The organism is Thermincola sp. GK-1, assembly GCF_059412445.1.
The window spans coordinates 95839-112775 of the sequence record NZ_JBSQAT010000002.1 but is presented as its reverse complement, the minus strand read 5'-3'; the positions used below and the strand labels follow the sequence as shown (position 1 = coordinate 112775).

The 16937-nt window shown below is 44.1% G+C and carries 15 protein-coding genes and 1 other annotated feature; of the genes, 5 read left to right on the top strand and 10 right to left on the bottom strand.

What is annotated here, in order from left to right:
• Positions 1-37 precede the first annotated feature (37 nt).
• From ACSNJE_RS02220 to ACSNJE_RS02210, 3 genes are all read right to left on the bottom strand, one after another.
• Positions 38-697 carry a tetratricopeptide repeat protein gene (locus ACSNJE_RS02220; RefSeq protein ID WP_013120707.1) on the bottom strand — a complete coding sequence of 220 codons (660 nt, stop codon included), beginning with the start codon at positions 695-697 and terminating at the stop codon, positions 38-40.
• 53 nt (positions 698-750) lie between these two features.
• Positions 751-1914 (bottom strand): cytochrome c3 family protein, encoded by a 1164-nt coding sequence (locus ACSNJE_RS02215; RefSeq protein WP_474773216.1) that lies wholly within the window; start codon positions 1912-1914, stop codon positions 751-753.
• 320 nt (positions 1915-2234) lie between these two features.
• Entirely contained in the window at positions 2235-2915 is a 681-nt protein-coding gene (locus tag ACSNJE_RS02210; RefSeq protein WP_495251890.1) for a response regulator, read from the bottom strand.
• Positions 2916-3282: 367 nt separating this feature from the next.
• On the opposite strand from ACSNJE_RS02210, the gene ACSNJE_RS02205 reads away from it, so the two are divergent.
• Entirely contained in the window at positions 3283-3669 is a 387-nt protein-coding gene (locus tag ACSNJE_RS02205; protein ID WP_474773217.1) for a hypothetical protein, read from the top strand.
• A 636-nt stretch (positions 3670-4305) separates the two neighbouring features.
• Here ACSNJE_RS02205 and ACSNJE_RS02200 read toward each other — a convergent pair.
• Together ACSNJE_RS02200 and ACSNJE_RS02195 are read right to left on the bottom strand one after the other, a co-directional pair.
• Entirely contained in the window at positions 4306-5664 is a 1359-nt protein-coding gene (locus ACSNJE_RS02200) for a PFL family protein (RefSeq protein WP_474773218.1), read from the bottom strand.
• A gap of 16 nt (positions 5665-5680) precedes the next feature.
• Positions 5681-5992: an ACT domain-containing protein gene (locus ACSNJE_RS02195; RefSeq protein ID WP_495251889.1), complete on the bottom strand. Its 312-nt coding sequence runs from the start codon at positions 5990-5992 to the stop codon at positions 5681-5683.
• A 219-nt stretch (positions 5993-6211) separates the two neighbouring features.
• Between ACSNJE_RS02195 and pduL the strand changes: the two genes are divergently transcribed.
• The 3 genes from pduL (at position 6212) to ACSNJE_RS02180 (ending at position 7758) form a co-directional block, all read left to right on the top strand.
• Entirely contained in the window at positions 6212-6895 is a 684-nt protein-coding gene (gene pduL, locus ACSNJE_RS02190; RefSeq protein ID WP_345786538.1) for a phosphate propanoyltransferase, read from the top strand.
• A gap of 72 nt (positions 6896-6967) precedes the next feature.
• On the top strand, positions 6968-7144 hold the full coding sequence (locus tag ACSNJE_RS02185) for a hypothetical protein (protein WP_013120713.1): 177 nt from the start codon (positions 6968-6970) through the stop codon (positions 7142-7144).
• 89 nt (positions 7145-7233) lie between these two features.
• Positions 7234-7758 (top strand): GNAT family N-acetyltransferase, encoded by a 525-nt coding sequence (locus ACSNJE_RS02180; RefSeq protein WP_052217159.1) that lies wholly within the window; start codon positions 7234-7236, stop codon positions 7756-7758.
• Positions 7759-7787: 29 nt separating this feature from the next.
• Here the strand turns inward: ACSNJE_RS02180 and ACSNJE_RS02175 are convergent, their stop codons facing one another.
• The 3 genes from ACSNJE_RS02175 to ACSNJE_RS02165 are packed head-to-tail and all read right to left on the bottom strand — an operon-like array spanning position 7788 to position 12305.
• On the bottom strand, positions 7788-8108 hold the full coding sequence (locus tag ACSNJE_RS02175) for an STAS domain-containing protein (protein ID WP_495251888.1): 321 nt from the start codon (positions 8106-8108) through the stop codon (positions 7788-7790).
• Between the two features lie 32 nt (positions 8109-8140).
• The gene (locus ACSNJE_RS02170; protein ID WP_495251887.1) at positions 8141-10186 is read right to left on the bottom strand and encodes a flagellar assembly protein A; all 2046 of its coding nucleotides are present in this window, start codon (positions 10184-10186) and stop codon (positions 8141-8143) included.
• Complete coding sequence (locus ACSNJE_RS02165) at positions 10176-12305, bottom strand: HD domain-containing phosphohydrolase (protein ID WP_495251886.1); 2130 nt, start codon at positions 12303-12305, stop codon at positions 10176-10178. Before ACSNJE_RS02165 ends, ACSNJE_RS02170 begins: the two co-directional genes overlap by 11 nt.
• A 219-nt stretch (positions 12306-12524) precedes the next feature.
• Between ACSNJE_RS02165 and ACSNJE_RS02160 the strand changes: the two genes are divergently transcribed.
• Positions 12525-12746: an alpha/beta-type small acid-soluble spore protein gene (locus ACSNJE_RS02160; RefSeq protein ID WP_052217163.1), complete on the top strand. Its 222-nt coding sequence runs from the start codon at positions 12525-12527 to the stop codon at positions 12744-12746.
• 220 nt (positions 12747-12966) lie between these two features.
• Here ACSNJE_RS02160 and ileS read toward each other — a convergent pair whose 3' ends face one another.
• A complete protein-coding gene (gene ileS, locus ACSNJE_RS02155) occupies positions 12967-15771 on the bottom strand; it encodes an isoleucine--tRNA ligase (protein WP_495251885.1) in 2805 nt (934 codons plus the stop codon).
• 65 nt (positions 15772-15836) lie between these two features.
• Positions 15837-16085: a binding site (T-box leader), on the bottom strand.
• Between the two features lie 47 nt (positions 16086-16132).
• On the bottom strand, positions 16133-16852 hold the full coding sequence (locus ACSNJE_RS02150) for a hypothetical protein (protein WP_013120720.1): 720 nt from the start codon (positions 16850-16852) through the stop codon (positions 16133-16135).
• Between the last annotated feature and the right edge of the window lie 85 nt (positions 16853-16937).

Sequence of the window (16937 nt, the reverse complement as noted above, 5' to 3'; positions counted from 1 at the left end):
CACCTCTCTTTTTTATTTGTGAAAAATGAGAGAAACACTACTTCAAGCGGTTCAAAGCTTCCTGAGCATCTTTGAAATTAGGGTCGTAATTCAGCGCCTCTTTGTACATGGAAGCGGCGCCCTCTTTATCACCGCTCTTTTCTGCGGCTACACCGATATAATAGAGCACGTCGGCTGAACCGGGACGGTTCTGATTAGCCTTGTTTAAAGCCTTGAAAGCCTCATCATATTTGCCCATATCGGTATAAACAATGCCCATCATCATGAAGTTCTTGTAATCAAGAGGAGCCAGCTTGGTGGACTTAGCCAAAGCCTCAAGGGCATCGTCATAACGCTTCATGTCCTTATAAACCAAACCCATGTTGTAATAAGCATCAGCATACTTGGGGTCAAGATTTACAGCAATTTGAAACTGCTTTAAAGCCATATCATAATCTTTTTTCAGGTAGTAGGTATATCCCAGATTGACACGATTTTCAGGAACCCTAGGCTCAGCCTCGACCTTGGCTTCAAAGTAAGCCAACTGCTGATTGATACGGTCCTGGTCAAGGTTATTCCAGAAAAAGTTCTTACCAATCAGGAAACCTGCAGCAATAAATACAGTTGCAGCGAGCAATACAATAGCTATGGCTTGGAACAGGGTAAAAGTTTTTTCCGACGGTTGCTGAAATCCCTGAGCTGGTGCAACAGAACTCATTTGTTATCCCCCTTAATTGATTAATTTGGTTCCAGGACAATCTGAGCTGGAATCTAGGAAGTACGGTGACAGCTTCCACAAAGGTCTTGCACATGACATTGCAAGCATTTTTTCTCCAATCTGCCGTACCTGGGCGGTACGGGTATCGGATGGCTTTTGCGCCAGTCATATTTATGGATACTGGGGTGGCAGGAGGAACAAGCCCCTTTACTGGTTGTTCCCGGCACATCGGTACGTGGACTGTGGCAAACCATACATTTCTCGGTATTCGGCCCTTTATTAGCCGCTGTACCGTGGTCAAAGGCCCAGTTATCGTTATGGCTGGGCGGCCTTTTCCTGTGGCAGTCGGAACAATAAGAGTTATTGGCTGCATAACTGGCGGCAGTGGTTTTCTTTTCAGCGCCAATCAGCCGGTCCAGGTACTGGGAAACAATGTCCTGCTCTTTGTTTTCCAGTTCCAGAGACTTACCGCCATTAGCCGTAATGAAATCATGGCAGGTAGCACAATAATCTATCGATTTTCGGGCCAACTGGCCGTGGTTTACTTTGAAATCTTTACGCCGGTGGGAATCTGGCATGATATTGCCCGTATGGCATGCCTCACAGGCAATTGTCACATTTCTGCGCTGGTGGCAGTCCATACACAGTTCCATCTTCGGCTGAGTGTATTCCTGGCTCATCAGTTCCCGGCCCTTTTTCAAATCCCAGTTGGAGAAATCGCCTCCCATAGTTTCACCCCGGGTGGCTATCTTGCCGTGAGCCACGCCCTGGTGACATTTAATACATGGAACTCCCTGTTTGGCATGTTTATCGTGCGGTATATATAAATCCCCTGTAGGAGTAATTTTCCGTTTCAGTGAATGGCACTGCAAACACCTGGAATCAGGTAATTCCTCGGTCATGATTATCGGTAATTCGTAGGTCTTTGTAAGATACATGTATAGTTCTTTAGTAGCCACAACTTTGTGCTTCATTTCATTTACCAGCCCGGAATCAACGTGACACTTTACACAACTGATCTGGCTGTGGGAAGATGCCTGCCAGGTCACATATTCCGGTTTCATAATATGGCAGGTCTTACAAAAATCCGGAGTAGAAGTCAATGCGGTAGCTCCATACATTCCGACAAACAGAAACAACAGTACCCCTGTTAAAATCAGAACATACTTAGCAACAGCCTTCCCCTCCGGCACTAATTTTTTTATATTAATTTGCATCTGCAGTTCCCCCTAGGCCTTGGGTATCCTTTAATGTGATACAGCGTAAATTACTGTGATAAGGCTTTGATTAATGGATTTGGATCATACCCATATGTAGGACCCTTGGAACTCGCGCGCTCATTGCCCCGGTTATCCCGGTCAATGACAATGTTATCACAGGAAACTTGTTCAAACACGTGCCATAAGTCCTGCTTTTTCTCGGTCCTTCCTTACTATCTACCCCTGTCGAAATGTACTGAACCAATATTCTGACAACAGTAAAAGGAGCATGTACAAAAGTACATGCCGGGTAAAAAAGCCGAAAAAAAGCCGCGGGATTAGTTCCCGCGGCGGTCATTTACCGCTTTTGAATATGCCATGAGGTTGTTACGTACGGCATAAGCTGCCGCTTCTGCCCGGTTGCTGAAATTAAGTTTGCTTAAAATGCCGCTGACATAGTTTTTGATTGTATTATTACTTAATGTCAGAATCTGGGCAATCTCCTTGTTGGTCTTACCTTCCGCAATCAAGCCCAGGATCCTTCTTTCCTGCGGATTAAGTAGGGCAACATCCTTGGGCTGAGGTTTTGGCTGGCCGTTTTTCACCCTGTCCAAAACCTTGTTGGTAATGGAAGGATCCAGCAACGCCTTTCCTTCCAAAACCATATGAATTGACCTAATCAGTTCTTCACTGTTGAACTGTTTTAGCAGCAACCCGTCTACACCGGCGGAAATACAGGAAAAAATCGCTTCATCATCATTACCGGTAACCAGCATAATGACTTTAATTTTCGGTACCGACTCTTTTATTTTCCGGCAGCATTCAATACTGTTGCCGTCAGTCATCCTGGCTTCCATTATAATAACATCAGGCTGTAATTCTTCAGCTTTTCTCAGCACTTCGTAGCAGGAACCTGTTTGTCCAACTACCTCAAACTCATGGGAACATTGGATAATGAAACTGATTCCAAGCCGTACAACTTCGTGGCTGTCAGCTATAAAAATTTTAGGTTTAGCCATTCTACATACCCCCGTATATCTTCTGTTTTGGAACATATTGTGAATGTTAGTATTACATGGTATCGTACAATAGCCTAAGTAAATATACATTATTACTAAAGATACCATACTTTTCGACATGTAAATATAAATCCCTTTTAATATTTATAAATTTGTTTTGTGTAATTAATGGAACAGTTAGAAAATTACGCCGCTGGTTGCTCCGTATTCGTTGATTGAATTTCCAGTTCAATCATCCAGGAAGAGGCATATTGTGGGAAATACTGTTCATTTTTTTTTGCGGAATTTGTTATCAGAAGAATAATCTGAATCAATCCAGCAAATCCTATACTCGTTCGGGAAATTAAAATTCAGGAGGTGACATAACTTGCCATTTCATCAACAATTACAGCAAAACCTTAATCAAATCGCTCAAATTTGTCAACAGTTGAGCCAAAACGAGCAATGGAATGTATCAAAACTGGAGCAAATGGTTCAAGCGGAAAGAACCGCAGCCCAGCAATTACAGCAATGTGTTCAACTGTGCCAGCAAGCAGTTCAACAGATGCAACAACTCAGCGCTCAATTCACATCTGGTCAGTATGGTACTACCGGAGCCGGAGCAGGAACTTACGGAAATTGGTCAACCAGACCTGTAAACACAAGTAACGCCTTTGTTGGACAAAGTGGTCAATTCGGTACTTTTGAAACTTCAAATGAACTACAACCAACTGGAAAATCTGCTTTTAACACTAACAAGGATTTAGGTCAGTAAATCCAGCATTTTTCAGTCTCTTTAAGGACTGCTGAGAAATCAGCAGTCTTTTTAATACAAAAGAATACCACTAACGATGAACAAATTACTGCCGAGAATAAACAGGCCGGACGTACTGTTTCGTTTATTCGCCCCTTTTCCGAAACGTAAAGGCCACCGGAAATATCATGTCCTGCATAAAATCTCTGTAGGTTCATTAATCCCCTGTTCTATCTAAATCCGAAGGGGTCAAAGGTTGCTTTTGAGATTTTGGTAATACAGATACTTTAACCCCACTCGGCCTATGGCCTTCGGGGGTAAAAAGGTTAGTTTGCCCTGCGGGCAAACTTCAGATTAAAGACAAAGTTACATAATAAGGATAAGGCAAAGGGGAGGTTAAATGATTCCTCCGCTCTGGGCGAAATCAAAAAAAGGGAGGACATATTATTCTTCCGCTCACGGACGAAATCTCCTCCGGCAGCCGCTCCCACTTCGTGGATTGCGGGCCGGAGGACGATTTTAGTCCCCGCTCCAGAATAATATGCCCTCCCGACACAAGGAGAATAAACGGGACGATTTTAGCCCCGCTCCGGAAAACATCTAACCTCCCCGAATTTCTCAGAATGAACTTTATCAACGGCCTTTAGTTTGCCCTTGCTAATTCTTAAGACTGTGGATAGGCGCAGGGATCCGCCCGCCTCTTTTCACGAACTCTGCGGAATTATATTTGTTTACGGGCATTATCGGCCCCGCACCGAGCAAGCCGCCAAACTCCACCCTATCCCCCACTTGTTTGCCCGGAACAGGTATAATCCTTACGGCAGTGGTTTTCTGGTTTATTACACCTATAGCCACCTCGTCAGCAATGATGGCCGCTATTGTTTCCGCAGGCGTATCGCCCGGAACGGTAATCATGTCCAGCCCCACCGAGCAAACACAGGTCATGGCTTCCAGCTTTTCCAGGGTAAGGGCCCCTTCTTCCACTGCCCGGATCATCCCGGCGTCTTCACTGACGGGAATAAAGGCCCCGCTTAAGCCGCCTACATAAGATGACGCCATAGCTCCCCCTTTTTTTACAGCATCGTTAAGCAGCGCCAAAGCTGCCGTAGTGCCATGAGCGCCGCACCTTTCCAGGCCCATAGCTTCCAATATTTCAGCCACACTGTCCCCAATTGCCGGTGTCGGCGCCAGGGATAAATCAACAATACCAAAAGGCACGCCCAGCTTTTGGGAAGCTGCCCTGCCTACCAGTTCACCCATGCGGGTAACTTTAAAAGCCGTACGTTTAATAATTTCGGCTAATTCACCAAAGCTGGCCCCATTAGCCTTTTCCACAGCATTTTTTACTACTCCGGGACCGCTGACTCCCACGTTGATCACACATTCAGGCTCACCCACACCATGAAAAGCTCCCGCCATAAAGGGATTATCTTCAGGAACGTTGGCAAATACTACTAACTTGGCACAGCCCAAACCACCTTTATCGGCTGTTCTCTCTGCTGTTTCCTTGATAATGCCGCCCATGCGATATACGGCATCCATGTTGATTCCCGCTTTGGTGGTGGCCACATTAACGGAAGAGCAAACTCGCTCCGTGGTACTCAAAGCTACAGGTATGGCGTTAAGTAGGTTTTCATCACCCTTAGTGAATCCTTTATGTACCAATGCAGAAAAACCACCGATAAAATTAACCCCCACTTCCCTGGCTGCCCGTTCGAGGCACTCGGCAAAACCTACATAATCATCTGTCTCGGAAACTTCGGCAACCAAAGAAATAGGCGTTACAGAAATCCGCTTGTTCACTATAGGAATACCGTATTCCTTTTCAATTTCTTCTCCTGCCTCCACCAGATTAGCCGCCAACCTGGTTATTTTATCATAGATTTTTTGCTGCGCCTTGCGGGGGTCGGCATGAGCGCAGTCACGTAGGCTGATACCCATGGTAATAGTCCTGATATCCAGATTTTCATTCTGGACCATCCGGATTGTTTCCATTATCTCCTGTATGGTTAACATCAACTGTTCCCCTTTCCTAAATCCTATGCATAAACTTAAAGATATCTTCGTGCTGAGCCTTAATCTGCAAGCCCAGTTCCCGCCCCTTATCTTCCAGCTTTTCCCTGAGCAGGTCAAAATCTATAAAGCAATTGCTGATATCTACCACCATTACCATAGTAAAAATATCCTTTAATATAGTCTGGCTGATGTCCAAAATATTGGCGTTATTTTCCGCCAAAATAGTGGAAATGGCCGCAATAATACCTACCCTGTCCTGTCCAAGGACTGTAACAACAATTTTGTTGCCTGATGTACCTCCTGCTGTAGCGATTTTATAATCGTTCATTTACGTCATCCCCTCGTAAAAAATAGTTTGTGAAAAATGGAATTTTTTATGTTCTTTAAGTATAACGAATAGCTTCTTTTTGGTCAATATATTATTACCTAACTTTATAATCTGCTACCAAATAAACAAAATAATAACTATATGCTCTTTCCGGTTAAAATATGACTGAAAATATATCCGACTACCACAAATCTATTACTTTAACCAGGAGGCATTCAAATGCTTGAGCACAACAATCCAAATATCACTGAATATCATGAATATCAAAAGCCGCTAGAAATGCCGGAACACCTGGCATTTAAGCCCTTAACCAAAGCTACTAATCAGGTAACGGTAAGAATTTCAGGCCGGCACATTCATTTGTGCCCTGCCGACCTTTATGCATTATTCGGTCCCGGTTATACCCTCCATAAATACAAAGACTTAAATCAACCAGGCCAATTTGCCGCCAAAGAAACCCTCACCGTTGTGGGGCCAAAAGGAGTTATCGAAGGCGTAAGAGTGCTTGGGCCTTTAAGAGACAAAACCCAGGTAGAAATATCCGGTACCGATGGTTACCATCTGGGAGTAGATCCACCTGTGCGTGATTCCGGTGACCTGGAGGGAACACCGGGTATCGTTTTGGTTGGACCAAAGGGGGCCGTCAATTTAAAAGAGGGACTTATACTGGCAGCCACTCACATTCATATGCATACCTCTGATGCCGAACGACTGAACCTTAGAAACGGAGACAGGGTACAGGTCCTCATTGATGGTGAAAGGGATTTGATATTTACCAAAGTTCTGGTTCGGGTAAGCGATAAATTTAATACTGAAATGCACATTGATACCGATGAAGCCAATGCGGCTGTAATAGAAGACGGCGATATTGTCGAAATCATCGGCAAATTTGCTCCCATGTAGAGGTATATCTGCCGCCGGGAGCGGCAAACAATAATAAAGACGGCGAAACTTATTTTTAAGGAGGTAAATATATTGACAGAGCAAAAGAAAAAGCCAGATACATTAAACAAGGTACCGTCTCTCAAACATCACAAGGAAGGTAACCTTTACGTGACCATGAACAATCCCGACGACAGTTTAACCAAGCAAACAGGAGATAATGCCAGTCTGATAAGCCTTGATAATCCTGACGACAGTTTGGAGGAGTGATAAAAAAAGTTAATTTTTATGAGCAGGAATATAGCCGGTTGCTGGTAAATTAATTGTTAATACATTATAAAGCTATGGAGGAGTGTCAGTTGTCCCTACCTTTTTATTCCGAATACCCGTTTGTCATTCGGCCGGCTACCACAAATGATTTAACTGATATTGCCTATGTCATCACCAGAATAGCCAGAGAAGAAAATTCTCTTGGTGCGGAACCTATGCTAACCCAGGAACCGGCTACAATTACCATGTTGGAAAAGATGAGAGAACGGCCCCATTGTTGGCTCGTGGCTTTAGTCGATAACAAAATCATCGGCATCGCCTGCGCCGTTAAATTTTTCGAAACAGGAAATTCAGGCAGTACTGCCGTACTGGGCATTGGAGTGCTTAAGGAACACCGCAACAGATCCGTCGGCAGCGCACTTATACACCGGGTCATCGAGTGGTGTATATCCAACAATATCTCCAAAATCCGCTTGACTGTTTGGGAGCATAATAACGCAGCGCTTCAACTGTATAAAAAATTTGGTTTTAAACCTGTGCAAAAGAAAAAAACAGCCTTTCCTGCCAAAGGCTGTTTTGTTGATGAAATCATCATGGAAAAACAAATTGTTTGAAACAGGGCTTCGCCAAGAAGCCTTGGTTTTTATTCCCGCTGTTCAAACACTTCACGGCCCAGCAGCATGGGTAGCCCCAACAGGTCAAAGACTTCGTAAACCTCGGCAGACAAGTTGCGTATTTTCACATCAATGTTGTCATTTTTTAAGCTCTTAATAACGTTAAGTAAACCACCAACACCGGTAGAATCAACAAAACTCAGTTTTTCCATGTTCAAGGTCAAAGCTGTGGCCCCCTGCCGGGCTTCCTCCACACCGGTCTTGAACTTGTCTACCGTCGCTATATCGAGTTCCCCGATTAATTCTATCATTCTGTCAGTACCCTTAACAATCGTTTGTAATTCTAACATCATTACCCCCCTCACCGCATTTTCATATATTCTTATGCTTTAAGTTTATCGGTAATTAAGCGCCCTTCATGGTTTACATAAGCATTAAAATTCCTATATAAATTATCCACCCTATACTTTTCGGTTCCTATCTGCACTATAACATTAGGATGTATTAATTCGGCAGAAAATTTACCGGTTCCTTTAATAGCCACGGAAGTTTGGGTATCGAATGCCGAACCCAGCTCTTTAACAGTTATACTGCGACCGGCTGTAATTTTTACTCCCCTCGCAATACCTGGGTTTCCGGCAACAATAACTTCACCACCCGCTGTTACCGTAGAAATGTAGCACCCCTGACCTTCTATAATCACATCCCCGCTGGACAGTAGAGTGGAATTCTGCACATATCTTACAGTAATACATTCTGCTTTCCGCATATAATTATTTATAAAATCCGTGACCTGGTCTAATCCCTTTATAAGAATCAGGAGATAATCAATTTTATCCAGGTGCAGCGGACCCAGACCACATAAACTTTTCTGAAGAAGGGTAACTACATTTATAACCTCTTCGTGCACAACCTGTTCTTCACTTGATACGGCCGCGACCAACTCACTAACTGCCTTGGGCACATTATGAAACTTGGAATCTATAAGCAGTTGAATTAACTGCCCGTCACCTCTGGTCTGCAGGTCCGAAGTTTTAAACCCCGGCACTTGTTTTAACTGCAGGGCCACAGTATAAGTTTTATCCACAAGGTCCCTTATTTCCTTTAATAAAGGCAAAATCGATGTATATAAAGCTGCCAGCCCACCGGCCACTATAGTGCTTCCCAGCACCATTTTATGTACTGTAACACTACCCCGGGCCTTAAGCGTTGCCCTGGTTACATCGCCAAATACCTCAATATTGCCTGTGGCTTCAACTTTATATCCCTCCCTGACTTCGCCCGTAACCCGAACGTCACCGGAAAACTTTATATCTCCCGTTGTACTGTCTACATTTGTCACTTCCAGCACAGGTTCAACCGTGAGTACTGCGTTTTGCCCGTTGTACTCCACTACCGGTCTGCCGTCGATACTGGCCACAACTTTCCGACCGTTATCCACCAGTTCACAACCGCCTTTAACGATAATGGAACAATCCACTGCGGGTCTGGCTTTAATCTTTTCACCGGTTACCGTCCGTCCGTCCACTCCTTCCTGGGGAGGAACCTTGACAGCAATTACGTCACCTTTGCTTACCGAAATCAGTTTATTCCGTCCAAACAGTCCTTCCTCCTCATCCGGTTTATTTTCCAGAAAAAGGCACCTGACATAAGCATCAACCCCATCTACAGGCCTTTGCCCCCGGGCAATCAGAAAACTCTCTTTGCTATTGGGATTGGCTATAACCTGCTCGATAACATCCTGATAAACTCCTTCGATAATGTTATTCTCCTGCAAGAATCTCTTTATATCGTCCGGTGTAACCGGCGGCGGCTCAACTACTTCGGCTACTTCTGTCAGCAAAGTCAGCTTGTTGGTCCGGGGCTGGTCCTTCAACCGGTAATTGGCCCCCGGGTGTCTAATCAGCCTTATCCGGGCTTCCACTTTATCCTCTGAAAGTTTTAATTCAATAGTATTTACGGGTTCGTCATTAACTATATCAATATGTACTTTGTCTTCTTCTGAAACATAAGTTTCATTTTCAACTTTTTTACCGTTAATCAATAAATTCACGTGTTTCCCGGGCGTAATTGTAGCATATTTACCTTCCGCCACGGGGTTGGTAATAATGAGTTCTCCCTTTTTTACCGCCGCAACACCGAAGTCTTTATAAACCACTTTTGATCGGTAGTTTTCCTGCCCGGTCTCATCCTTTATATCAAGAGCGATCAATAAATCTGTTAATTCAATTTCAGCCATTGCGTCTTCTCTGACACATACTTTAACTTTTGCGGGCCTTGCGCCCATGCCCAGAAAGCCGTGCTTGCCTTCATCCAAAATCTCAATTTTTGCCTGTTCCCTGGAAATTCTCAATGCTTTGAGGGCCTTGTTTACCGCCTCCTCAACAGTAACCCCCTCGGTAGTGATACAGGTATTCTCAACTAGCATTTCTCGGCACCACCTTTTCTTCTAATACCCTGCTGGGGCTGCTATTACTCTGTCCGATACCGTAAACCATTTCCAGAACCAGGGTTGTTCCGCCTGTAGTAGACATTATTAAACGGTCCAAATAATCCAACATGATGGTAAATCCGTAACCTAAAGAAATCTTGGTAGAGTATCCTTTTCTCAAGGTTACCTGGGGCAACTGGGAAATATCTATGCCCGGACCGTTATCCTGGATAATAACGCGAATGGCATGATCCAGCAAATAAATGAAAACCTTGCCTTTCCCCACGTGTTTGATAACATTGGTAGCTGCCTCAGAAACACATAGGACCATTTGCGTTTTTCGCCGGTTGGGCAGGGGTGCCTTCTGGAGCGCCTCCCTGATTAATGCCCGTGCACGGGCTACATCTTGCGGTTCTGCCAGTTCCATTTGATAATGAACCTTATCTTCATCATGATAGGTTTGTATTTCTTCCTTGGCAGCCAGGAGCAGCTTACCTTGGGTAACAGCCATAATGACATCCCGGTAAATATTAATTTCCCTTTCATCCCTGGCTTTTTCGGTTTTTAATATTTCCGTCATATCAAAAACCGTTATTAAACATGAACGCTCTGAAACCGGGATAAAATAAGTCTCAAAAATCTTAGCAGATGCAGAATCGATAATAAATTCCTTGCCGTATCTGTCAATACCCTCTTTCAGATAGTCCAACAAATAGCTTTTTATAGAATCAGGCACTTCTTCCCGCCCCAGGTTTTTTATCTGGCCGTCTTCATAAAGCGCTACATAATTCATCTGCAAAGACTCCAGTACCCAGGATTTATCCAGGTAATACCTTAACTGCTCAATTACGTCTTTCGCCCCCGATTCCAAGCGCTCAGTCAGCCGGTCATTATCGAGAGTAATCACTTTCTTATCACTCATAAGCGCTTGCAAAAAGGTCTCAACCAATTCAGGGTCCAACTCTGTTCCGGCAATGTTTTTCAGTTCCGTGCAAGCCTGTTCTAACTTTAACCCATCACGAAACATAAAATTGTCAAACCTGTCGGCAATAGCGATGACCCTGGCCCCGAAGGGAATATCCTGACCCGCCAACTGCCTGGGATACCCTGTTCCATTGTATTTCTCATGGTGGCAATAAATTAATTCGGCCACATTACTCAAACCGTGTATCTGCTGAATCAGGTTCCTGCCTATTTCCGCATGAGCCTGTAATTGCTGCATTTCTTCGCTGGTCAGATAATTGCGCAATTTCAACAGTTTTTCAGGCATACCCAGTTTCCCTATATCATGCAGTAAGGCGGCATATTCTATGGTAATGCGTTCTTCCCTGGTTACCCGCAGGTGTTTTAAGAGAATTTGGCAAAACTTGACTACTCTTTCGGAATGGCCCCGCAAATGGGGAATTTTGTTTTCAGAGACATTTAAAAAGGTCTCCACCGTTTTTAGGTATTTTTGTTCGGAATAATGATAATCCTTAAATATTTTCCATATGGCAGCAAGTAAAAACAAAATCATGATAATTCCCGGTAACCCGCTGCTTTGCAAAACTATGGTACCCACAATGCCTGTTAATACGGCTACGGTCAAGGTTAAACTATCGTCAGGAACTGTAATTAACACCTCTACCGGTTTATCGGCAACTATAGTCCTGTAAATGGCCTTAAAGGCGGAAACCAAAATAAGGTAACCGGCCACAAAACTCAGTACAGGTAAATAATCGGCGCGCAAATCCAATGCCCCAAAGTTGCCACCTGCCACAACAAACAAAAAACCGGCCACCCAAACAACCAGCGCTTGTCCACCGATAATCAGAATAGAATCCTGTAAAGACTGCTTCGTGAACAGGGTAAATCCTAACATAGCGATAGCAACAACCCAAACTGCGGAAAAGCCATAGCTCAAAACATAAATAATGATAACGGCGCTTTCCAGTGATAAAGCCCCAGCCATCGATAAATAAGTCTTTAATAGTGAAAATAAAAGGACAGCAGCAGCAAAAAACAAAATTACGACCCACAAACCAAGGTCTGTCGGAACATAGTGATTAAGCAAATAAACACTGACGGCAAATACAATTGCATTAAATGCCCATAATCTAATATTGCCTATAATCATACTATACACACCTTCTTTGCCGCTTGGCCCCAACAGTGTTGAATTAATCTATTTAATTTTTTTACAATTTCACAATACTATTTTTCGACAAATCCCCCCCCTTTCCTGCTAAATAGGTACTTTTTTAGCAAAATTAACTATATTATATTGGCATCATTTAGTTTATATATTGGTATCTTTTACTTTCCACAGGGCAATATTAAATTCAGGTGATGGTTGATGAAAAAGAAACAAAGCAAGAGTCGGGTAAGAGTCTTGAAAAAAAAGAGCCCCCTTACCCCTCAAGAAAAATTGAAGTATGAGGTGGCCAAAGAACTCGGTCTCTGGGACAGAATTAAAGAAGTTGGATGGGCCGGGCTTACCGCCGCTGAGACCGGCAAGATCGGCGGTTACATGACCAAAATCAGCCTGACCGGCAAAAAGGAAGTGTCCCATAAGTAAATGGGCCCCCCTTTTTAGCTATGAAAGCATAAGGAGCGGCAGACATATTCCTCCACGACGGCAACAATTCAGCTTGTTACCGGCTCCCGCATACGCGGATCGCCGACAAGCGGACATCAGACTCGTCGTTCCGAAACATATCTGCCACTCCCTGAATTTACGGTCACAAAATGAAGGGAGCGCGCCATAAGATTTTTACTTATGGGACACTCCCTTTTTATTAAAGCTGGGCGACGACTTCAGCGCAGCGCGGGCATATGCTAGGGTGGTCGGGATTTTTACCGATCTCCGGCGAGTAAACCCAGCAGCGCTCACATTTTTCTCCCGGAGCTTGGTTTACTGTAACGGCAAGCCCCGGCACTTCCTCTGATACAGAGGCCGCCTCAGGTAACACCTCTTCGGGTTCGTGAATCTGTACCGATGACACAATAAAGATTGTTGCCAGTTGTTCTTGTAACGGCGCTAGAAATGCTCTCAGTTTTTCGTCGGGATAAATGTGCACTTGCGCGTTCAGAGAATGGCCGATAACCTTATCCCTTCTGGCCTTCTCAAGTTCTTTGGCCACTTCTTCCCTGATTTTGATGACTTTTTCCCATTTATCTTCTAAAGCCTGGTCCAGGTAAGCTTCATTCACTTTGGGCATATCTGCAAGCTGTACACTGATCAGGTTTTCTTCCTTATAGGGAATGTAACGCCATATTTCTTCGGCCGTATAAGACAATACCGGAGCAATCAACCTGACCAGGGTATTTATAATTTCGTACATGACCGTCTGGGCTGCACGCCGCTCAACAGAAGAAGGTAAAGAGGTATACAGCCGGTCCTTAATAATATCCAGGTAAAATGCGCTCATATCAACGGCACAGAAGTTATGAATAGCATGGTACAAAATATGAAATTCATAATTTCTATATGCATTTAATACCCTCATGGACAGTTTGTGTAACTTCAGCAAAGCCCACTTATCCAGTTCTTCCATTTGCTCGTAAGGTACAGTATCTTTAGCCGGATCAAAGTCGTAAAGGTTGCCCAGGATATAGCGGGCAGTATTCCTGATTTTTCTATAAGCTTCGCTCATCTGCTTCAAGATATTGGATGACAAGGCAACATCAGCCTTGTAATCAGCCGAAGAAACCCACAATCGCAAAATATCGGCGCCCATTTTATTGATTACTTCCAGGGGATCTATACCGTTACCCAGCGATTTGGACATTTTCCGCCCCTGCTCATCTACCAGGAAACCATGGGTCAGTACAGTTTTGTAGGGGGCTTTCCCTGTAGTTGCAACTGACGTACATAGGGAAGAGTTAAACCAGCCTCTGTGCTGGTCGCTTCCTTCCAGGTACAGGTCTGCCGGCCACCGCAGATCAGGCCAAATTTCCGGCTGTTCTAAAACAGCCTTGTGACTGGAACCGGAATCAAACCAAACATCCATTATATCGGTTTCCTTACGAAATTCGGTCCGGCCACAGGAAGGACACTTAGTTCCCTCAGGCAGCAGGTCTTTGGCGTCCCTGGCAAACCATACATCAGACCCATACTTCCTAAAAAGCCCGGCAACATGTTTTATAGTGGCATCGTTTATCAAGTCCTTACCACATGCTTCGCAGTAAAAAATGGGTATTGGCACACCCCATGTCCGCTGCCTGGAAATACACCAGTCCCCCCGGTCAGCAATCATGTTATGAATTCTGTCCTCGCCCCAGGTAGGTATCCACTGCACTTCTTTTATTGCTTCCAGGGCTTCTTTCCGGAAACCGTCAATGGAAGCAAACCACTGTTCAGTAGCCCTGAACAAAATAGGATTCTTACAGCGCCAGCAGTGAGGATATTGGTGTCTGATCCATTCCAGTTTTAGCAGGGCACCAACTTTATCCAGTTCTATAACTACATTTTTATTGCCTTCATTGGTATCCTGACCGCAAAATATACCGCCTTCTTCCGTAAACCTTCCCTTGTTGTCAATGGGATTGATAACGGGCAAATTATATACCTTACCGATTTCAAAGTCCTCCAAGCCATGGCCGGGAGCCGTATGAACCGCACCGGTACCTGCTTCCAGGGTAACATGCTCACCGAGAATGACTAATGAATCCCGCTCAATTAAGGGATGCTTACAAACTACGTATTCCAGTTCCTGGCCCCGGATTGTTTTCATCTCGTCGTAAAACTTGATGTCAAATACATCCATTACCCCGGCCAGCATTTCCTTGGCTATTACATACCTTTCACCTTTGCGTTCGCTATCTTTTACCTCTACTAATGAATATTCAAAATCAGGATGAACAGCTATGGCCACATTTGCCGGGATCGTCCACGGAGTAGTGGTCCAGATTACAATAAAAGTATTATCTTCAGGTAGTACCCCTTTTCCGTCTTTCACGGCAAACTTGACATAAATTGATGCAGATTTCTTCTCAGCATACTCAATTTCCGCTTCAGCCAGGGCAGTTTCGCAACTGGCACACCAGTATACCGGTTTCAACCCCTTATAGATATAGCCCTTTTTGGCCATTTCCCCAAAAACTTCGATCTGTTTTGCTTCAAAGTGGGGCTGCAGGGTGAGATAAGGGTTGTCCCAGTCCCCGCGACAGCCAAGGCGTTTAAACTGTTCACGCTGAATATCCACATATTTTAATGCGTATTCTTTACATTTTTTTCGAAACTCAACAGGTCCTACTTCATGACGGTTAATACCCAAAGCTTTGATTGCCTGCTGTTCGATAGGCAGCCCGTGCGTATCCCATCCGGGTACAAAGGGCGCGTCAAAACCGTCCATAGACTTAAATTTGACAATTATATCCTTTAAAACCTTATTTAAAGTGTGCCCCAAATGGATATCACCGTTTGCATACGGCGGACCGTCGTGTAGGATAAACTTTTCTTTGCCTGCGTTTTTTTCTTGAACCTTTTTATAAATGGAGTTATCCTCCCAAAACTTCAGAATCTCCGGTTCCCGCTCAGAAAGATTCGCGCGCATGGGAAATTCTGTCTGCGGTAAGTTTAGAGTTTTACTGTAATCCATCACTATCCTCCTCTTGACCAACGTGCAGTAAAATTTATTTAAGCATAATAAAACTCCTCCCGCCTCCAAGGGACGAGAGGAGATTCCCGCGGTACCACCCTAATTTCCGAACCCAAATGCCCGGACACTTGTTACCTGCACTTTAACGGTGTGCAACCGATACAGCTTAATCGGCAGTTCTGATCACTTGGTCCGTACCTTTAGGCTGTACTACTCCCGGGTGATATTCAGTTAAATCCTTGGTTCCGGCTTCCACCAATCCCGGAATCGCTGTTCCTCGGAAGTTAACCTACTGGCCCGTTCATAGTATTTCAGATTTTATTTTCCAATTACATCTATTTATTATACTTTAACAGGGCACTTAAGTCAACTTTCGAGCTTTTTTTGCACCCTTTGCCAGGTTGGTGCTATCCACTACACCTTTAACTATCCAGAAACACTTTTTAGCCATATCCCACTTCAAGTTGGGTGGCAGTTCCTCAATTTCATGATCCGAATCAAGTACTAACCGGACCAAGACCCATGGAATCTTGGCCTGCTCACAAAACTCCGCTAGATAATACCCGTCCATGTCCCAACAGTTAATTGTTTTAGTGTTGGGTGGCGGGATAAAGCCTTTGGGTGCAACAGCGCCCGGTTGGTAAGTACTGATGCTACCAACTACGGCTTTAGTATCAACTTCTTCTGTCTTATAACGTTCCAAAGCACTAAGTACCTTGTCCATCAGTTTGGGATGGGCAGCAAGAGATTTGGCATTCACCAATAACCCCTTTGAATCAACCTGCCACAACTGCGCGTCCGATGATAAAACGATATCTCCCTCCTGCAGCCATGGTTCATTTGTCCTGCCTATATCAAAGGATAATAACTGACCCACCCTGTATTCCGAAAGTAAGCCGGCAACCTTTTTGTCTCTAAATCTTTCATTTTTCTCAGAAAGTTCGAAAAGACAAATTACTTTTCCCCACAGTTTCCCATGGGTAACCCTGATACCTTCATTTTCACTGTATAAACCACAGGACATATTTTCTTTAATGAAAACGGTTAATACTTTAGAAGGGCTTATAATCCCCAGTTTCATTGCAACCGAAGGCCTCCTTCACCATCACCAACAATTTTCGACATTTTTTGGAATATTCTGCAATTTTAGTTAGTAAAATTATTTA

Coding starts and splice junctions, on each gene's coding strand:
- ACSNJE_RS02220 (WP_013120707.1), bottom strand. CDS start 697: ATGAGTTCTGTTGCACCAGCTCAGGGATTTCAGCAACCGTCGGAAAAA.
- ACSNJE_RS02215 (WP_474773216.1), bottom strand. CDS start 1,914: ATGCAAATTAATATAAAAAAATTAGTGCCGGAGGGGAAGGCTGTTGCT.
- ACSNJE_RS02210 (WP_495251890.1), bottom strand. CDS start 2,915: ATGGCTAAACCTAAAATTTTTATAGCTGACAGCCACGAAGTTGTACGG.
- ACSNJE_RS02200 (WP_474773218.1), bottom strand. CDS start 5,664: ATGTTAACCATACAGGAGATAATGGAAACAATCCGGATGGTCCAGAAT.
- ACSNJE_RS02195 (WP_495251889.1), bottom strand. CDS start 5,992: ATGAACGATTATAAAATCGCTACAGCAGGAGGTACATCAGGCAACAAA.
- pduL (WP_345786538.1), top strand. CDS start 6,212: ATGCTTGAGCACAACAATCCAAATATCACTGAATATCATGAATATCAA.
- ACSNJE_RS02175 (WP_495251888.1), bottom strand. CDS start 8,108: ATGTTAGAATTACAAACGATTGTTAAGGGTACTGACAGAATGATAGAA.
- ACSNJE_RS02170 (WP_495251887.1), bottom strand. CDS start 10,186: ATGCTAGTTGAGAATACCTGTATCACTACCGAGGGGGTTACTGTTGAG.
- ACSNJE_RS02165 (WP_495251886.1), bottom strand. CDS start 12,305: ATGATTATAGGCAATATTAGATTATGGGCATTTAATGCAATTGTATTT.
- ACSNJE_RS02160 (WP_052217163.1), top strand. CDS start 12,525: ATGAAAAAGAAACAAAGCAAGAGTCGGGTAAGAGTCTTGAAAAAAAAG.
- ileS (WP_495251885.1), bottom strand. CDS start 15,771: ATGGATTACAGTAAAACTCTAAACTTACCGCAGACAGAATTTCCCATG.
- ACSNJE_RS02150 (WP_013120720.1), bottom strand. CDS start 16,852: ATGAAACTGGGGATTATAAGCCCTTCTAAAGTATTAACCGTTTTCATT.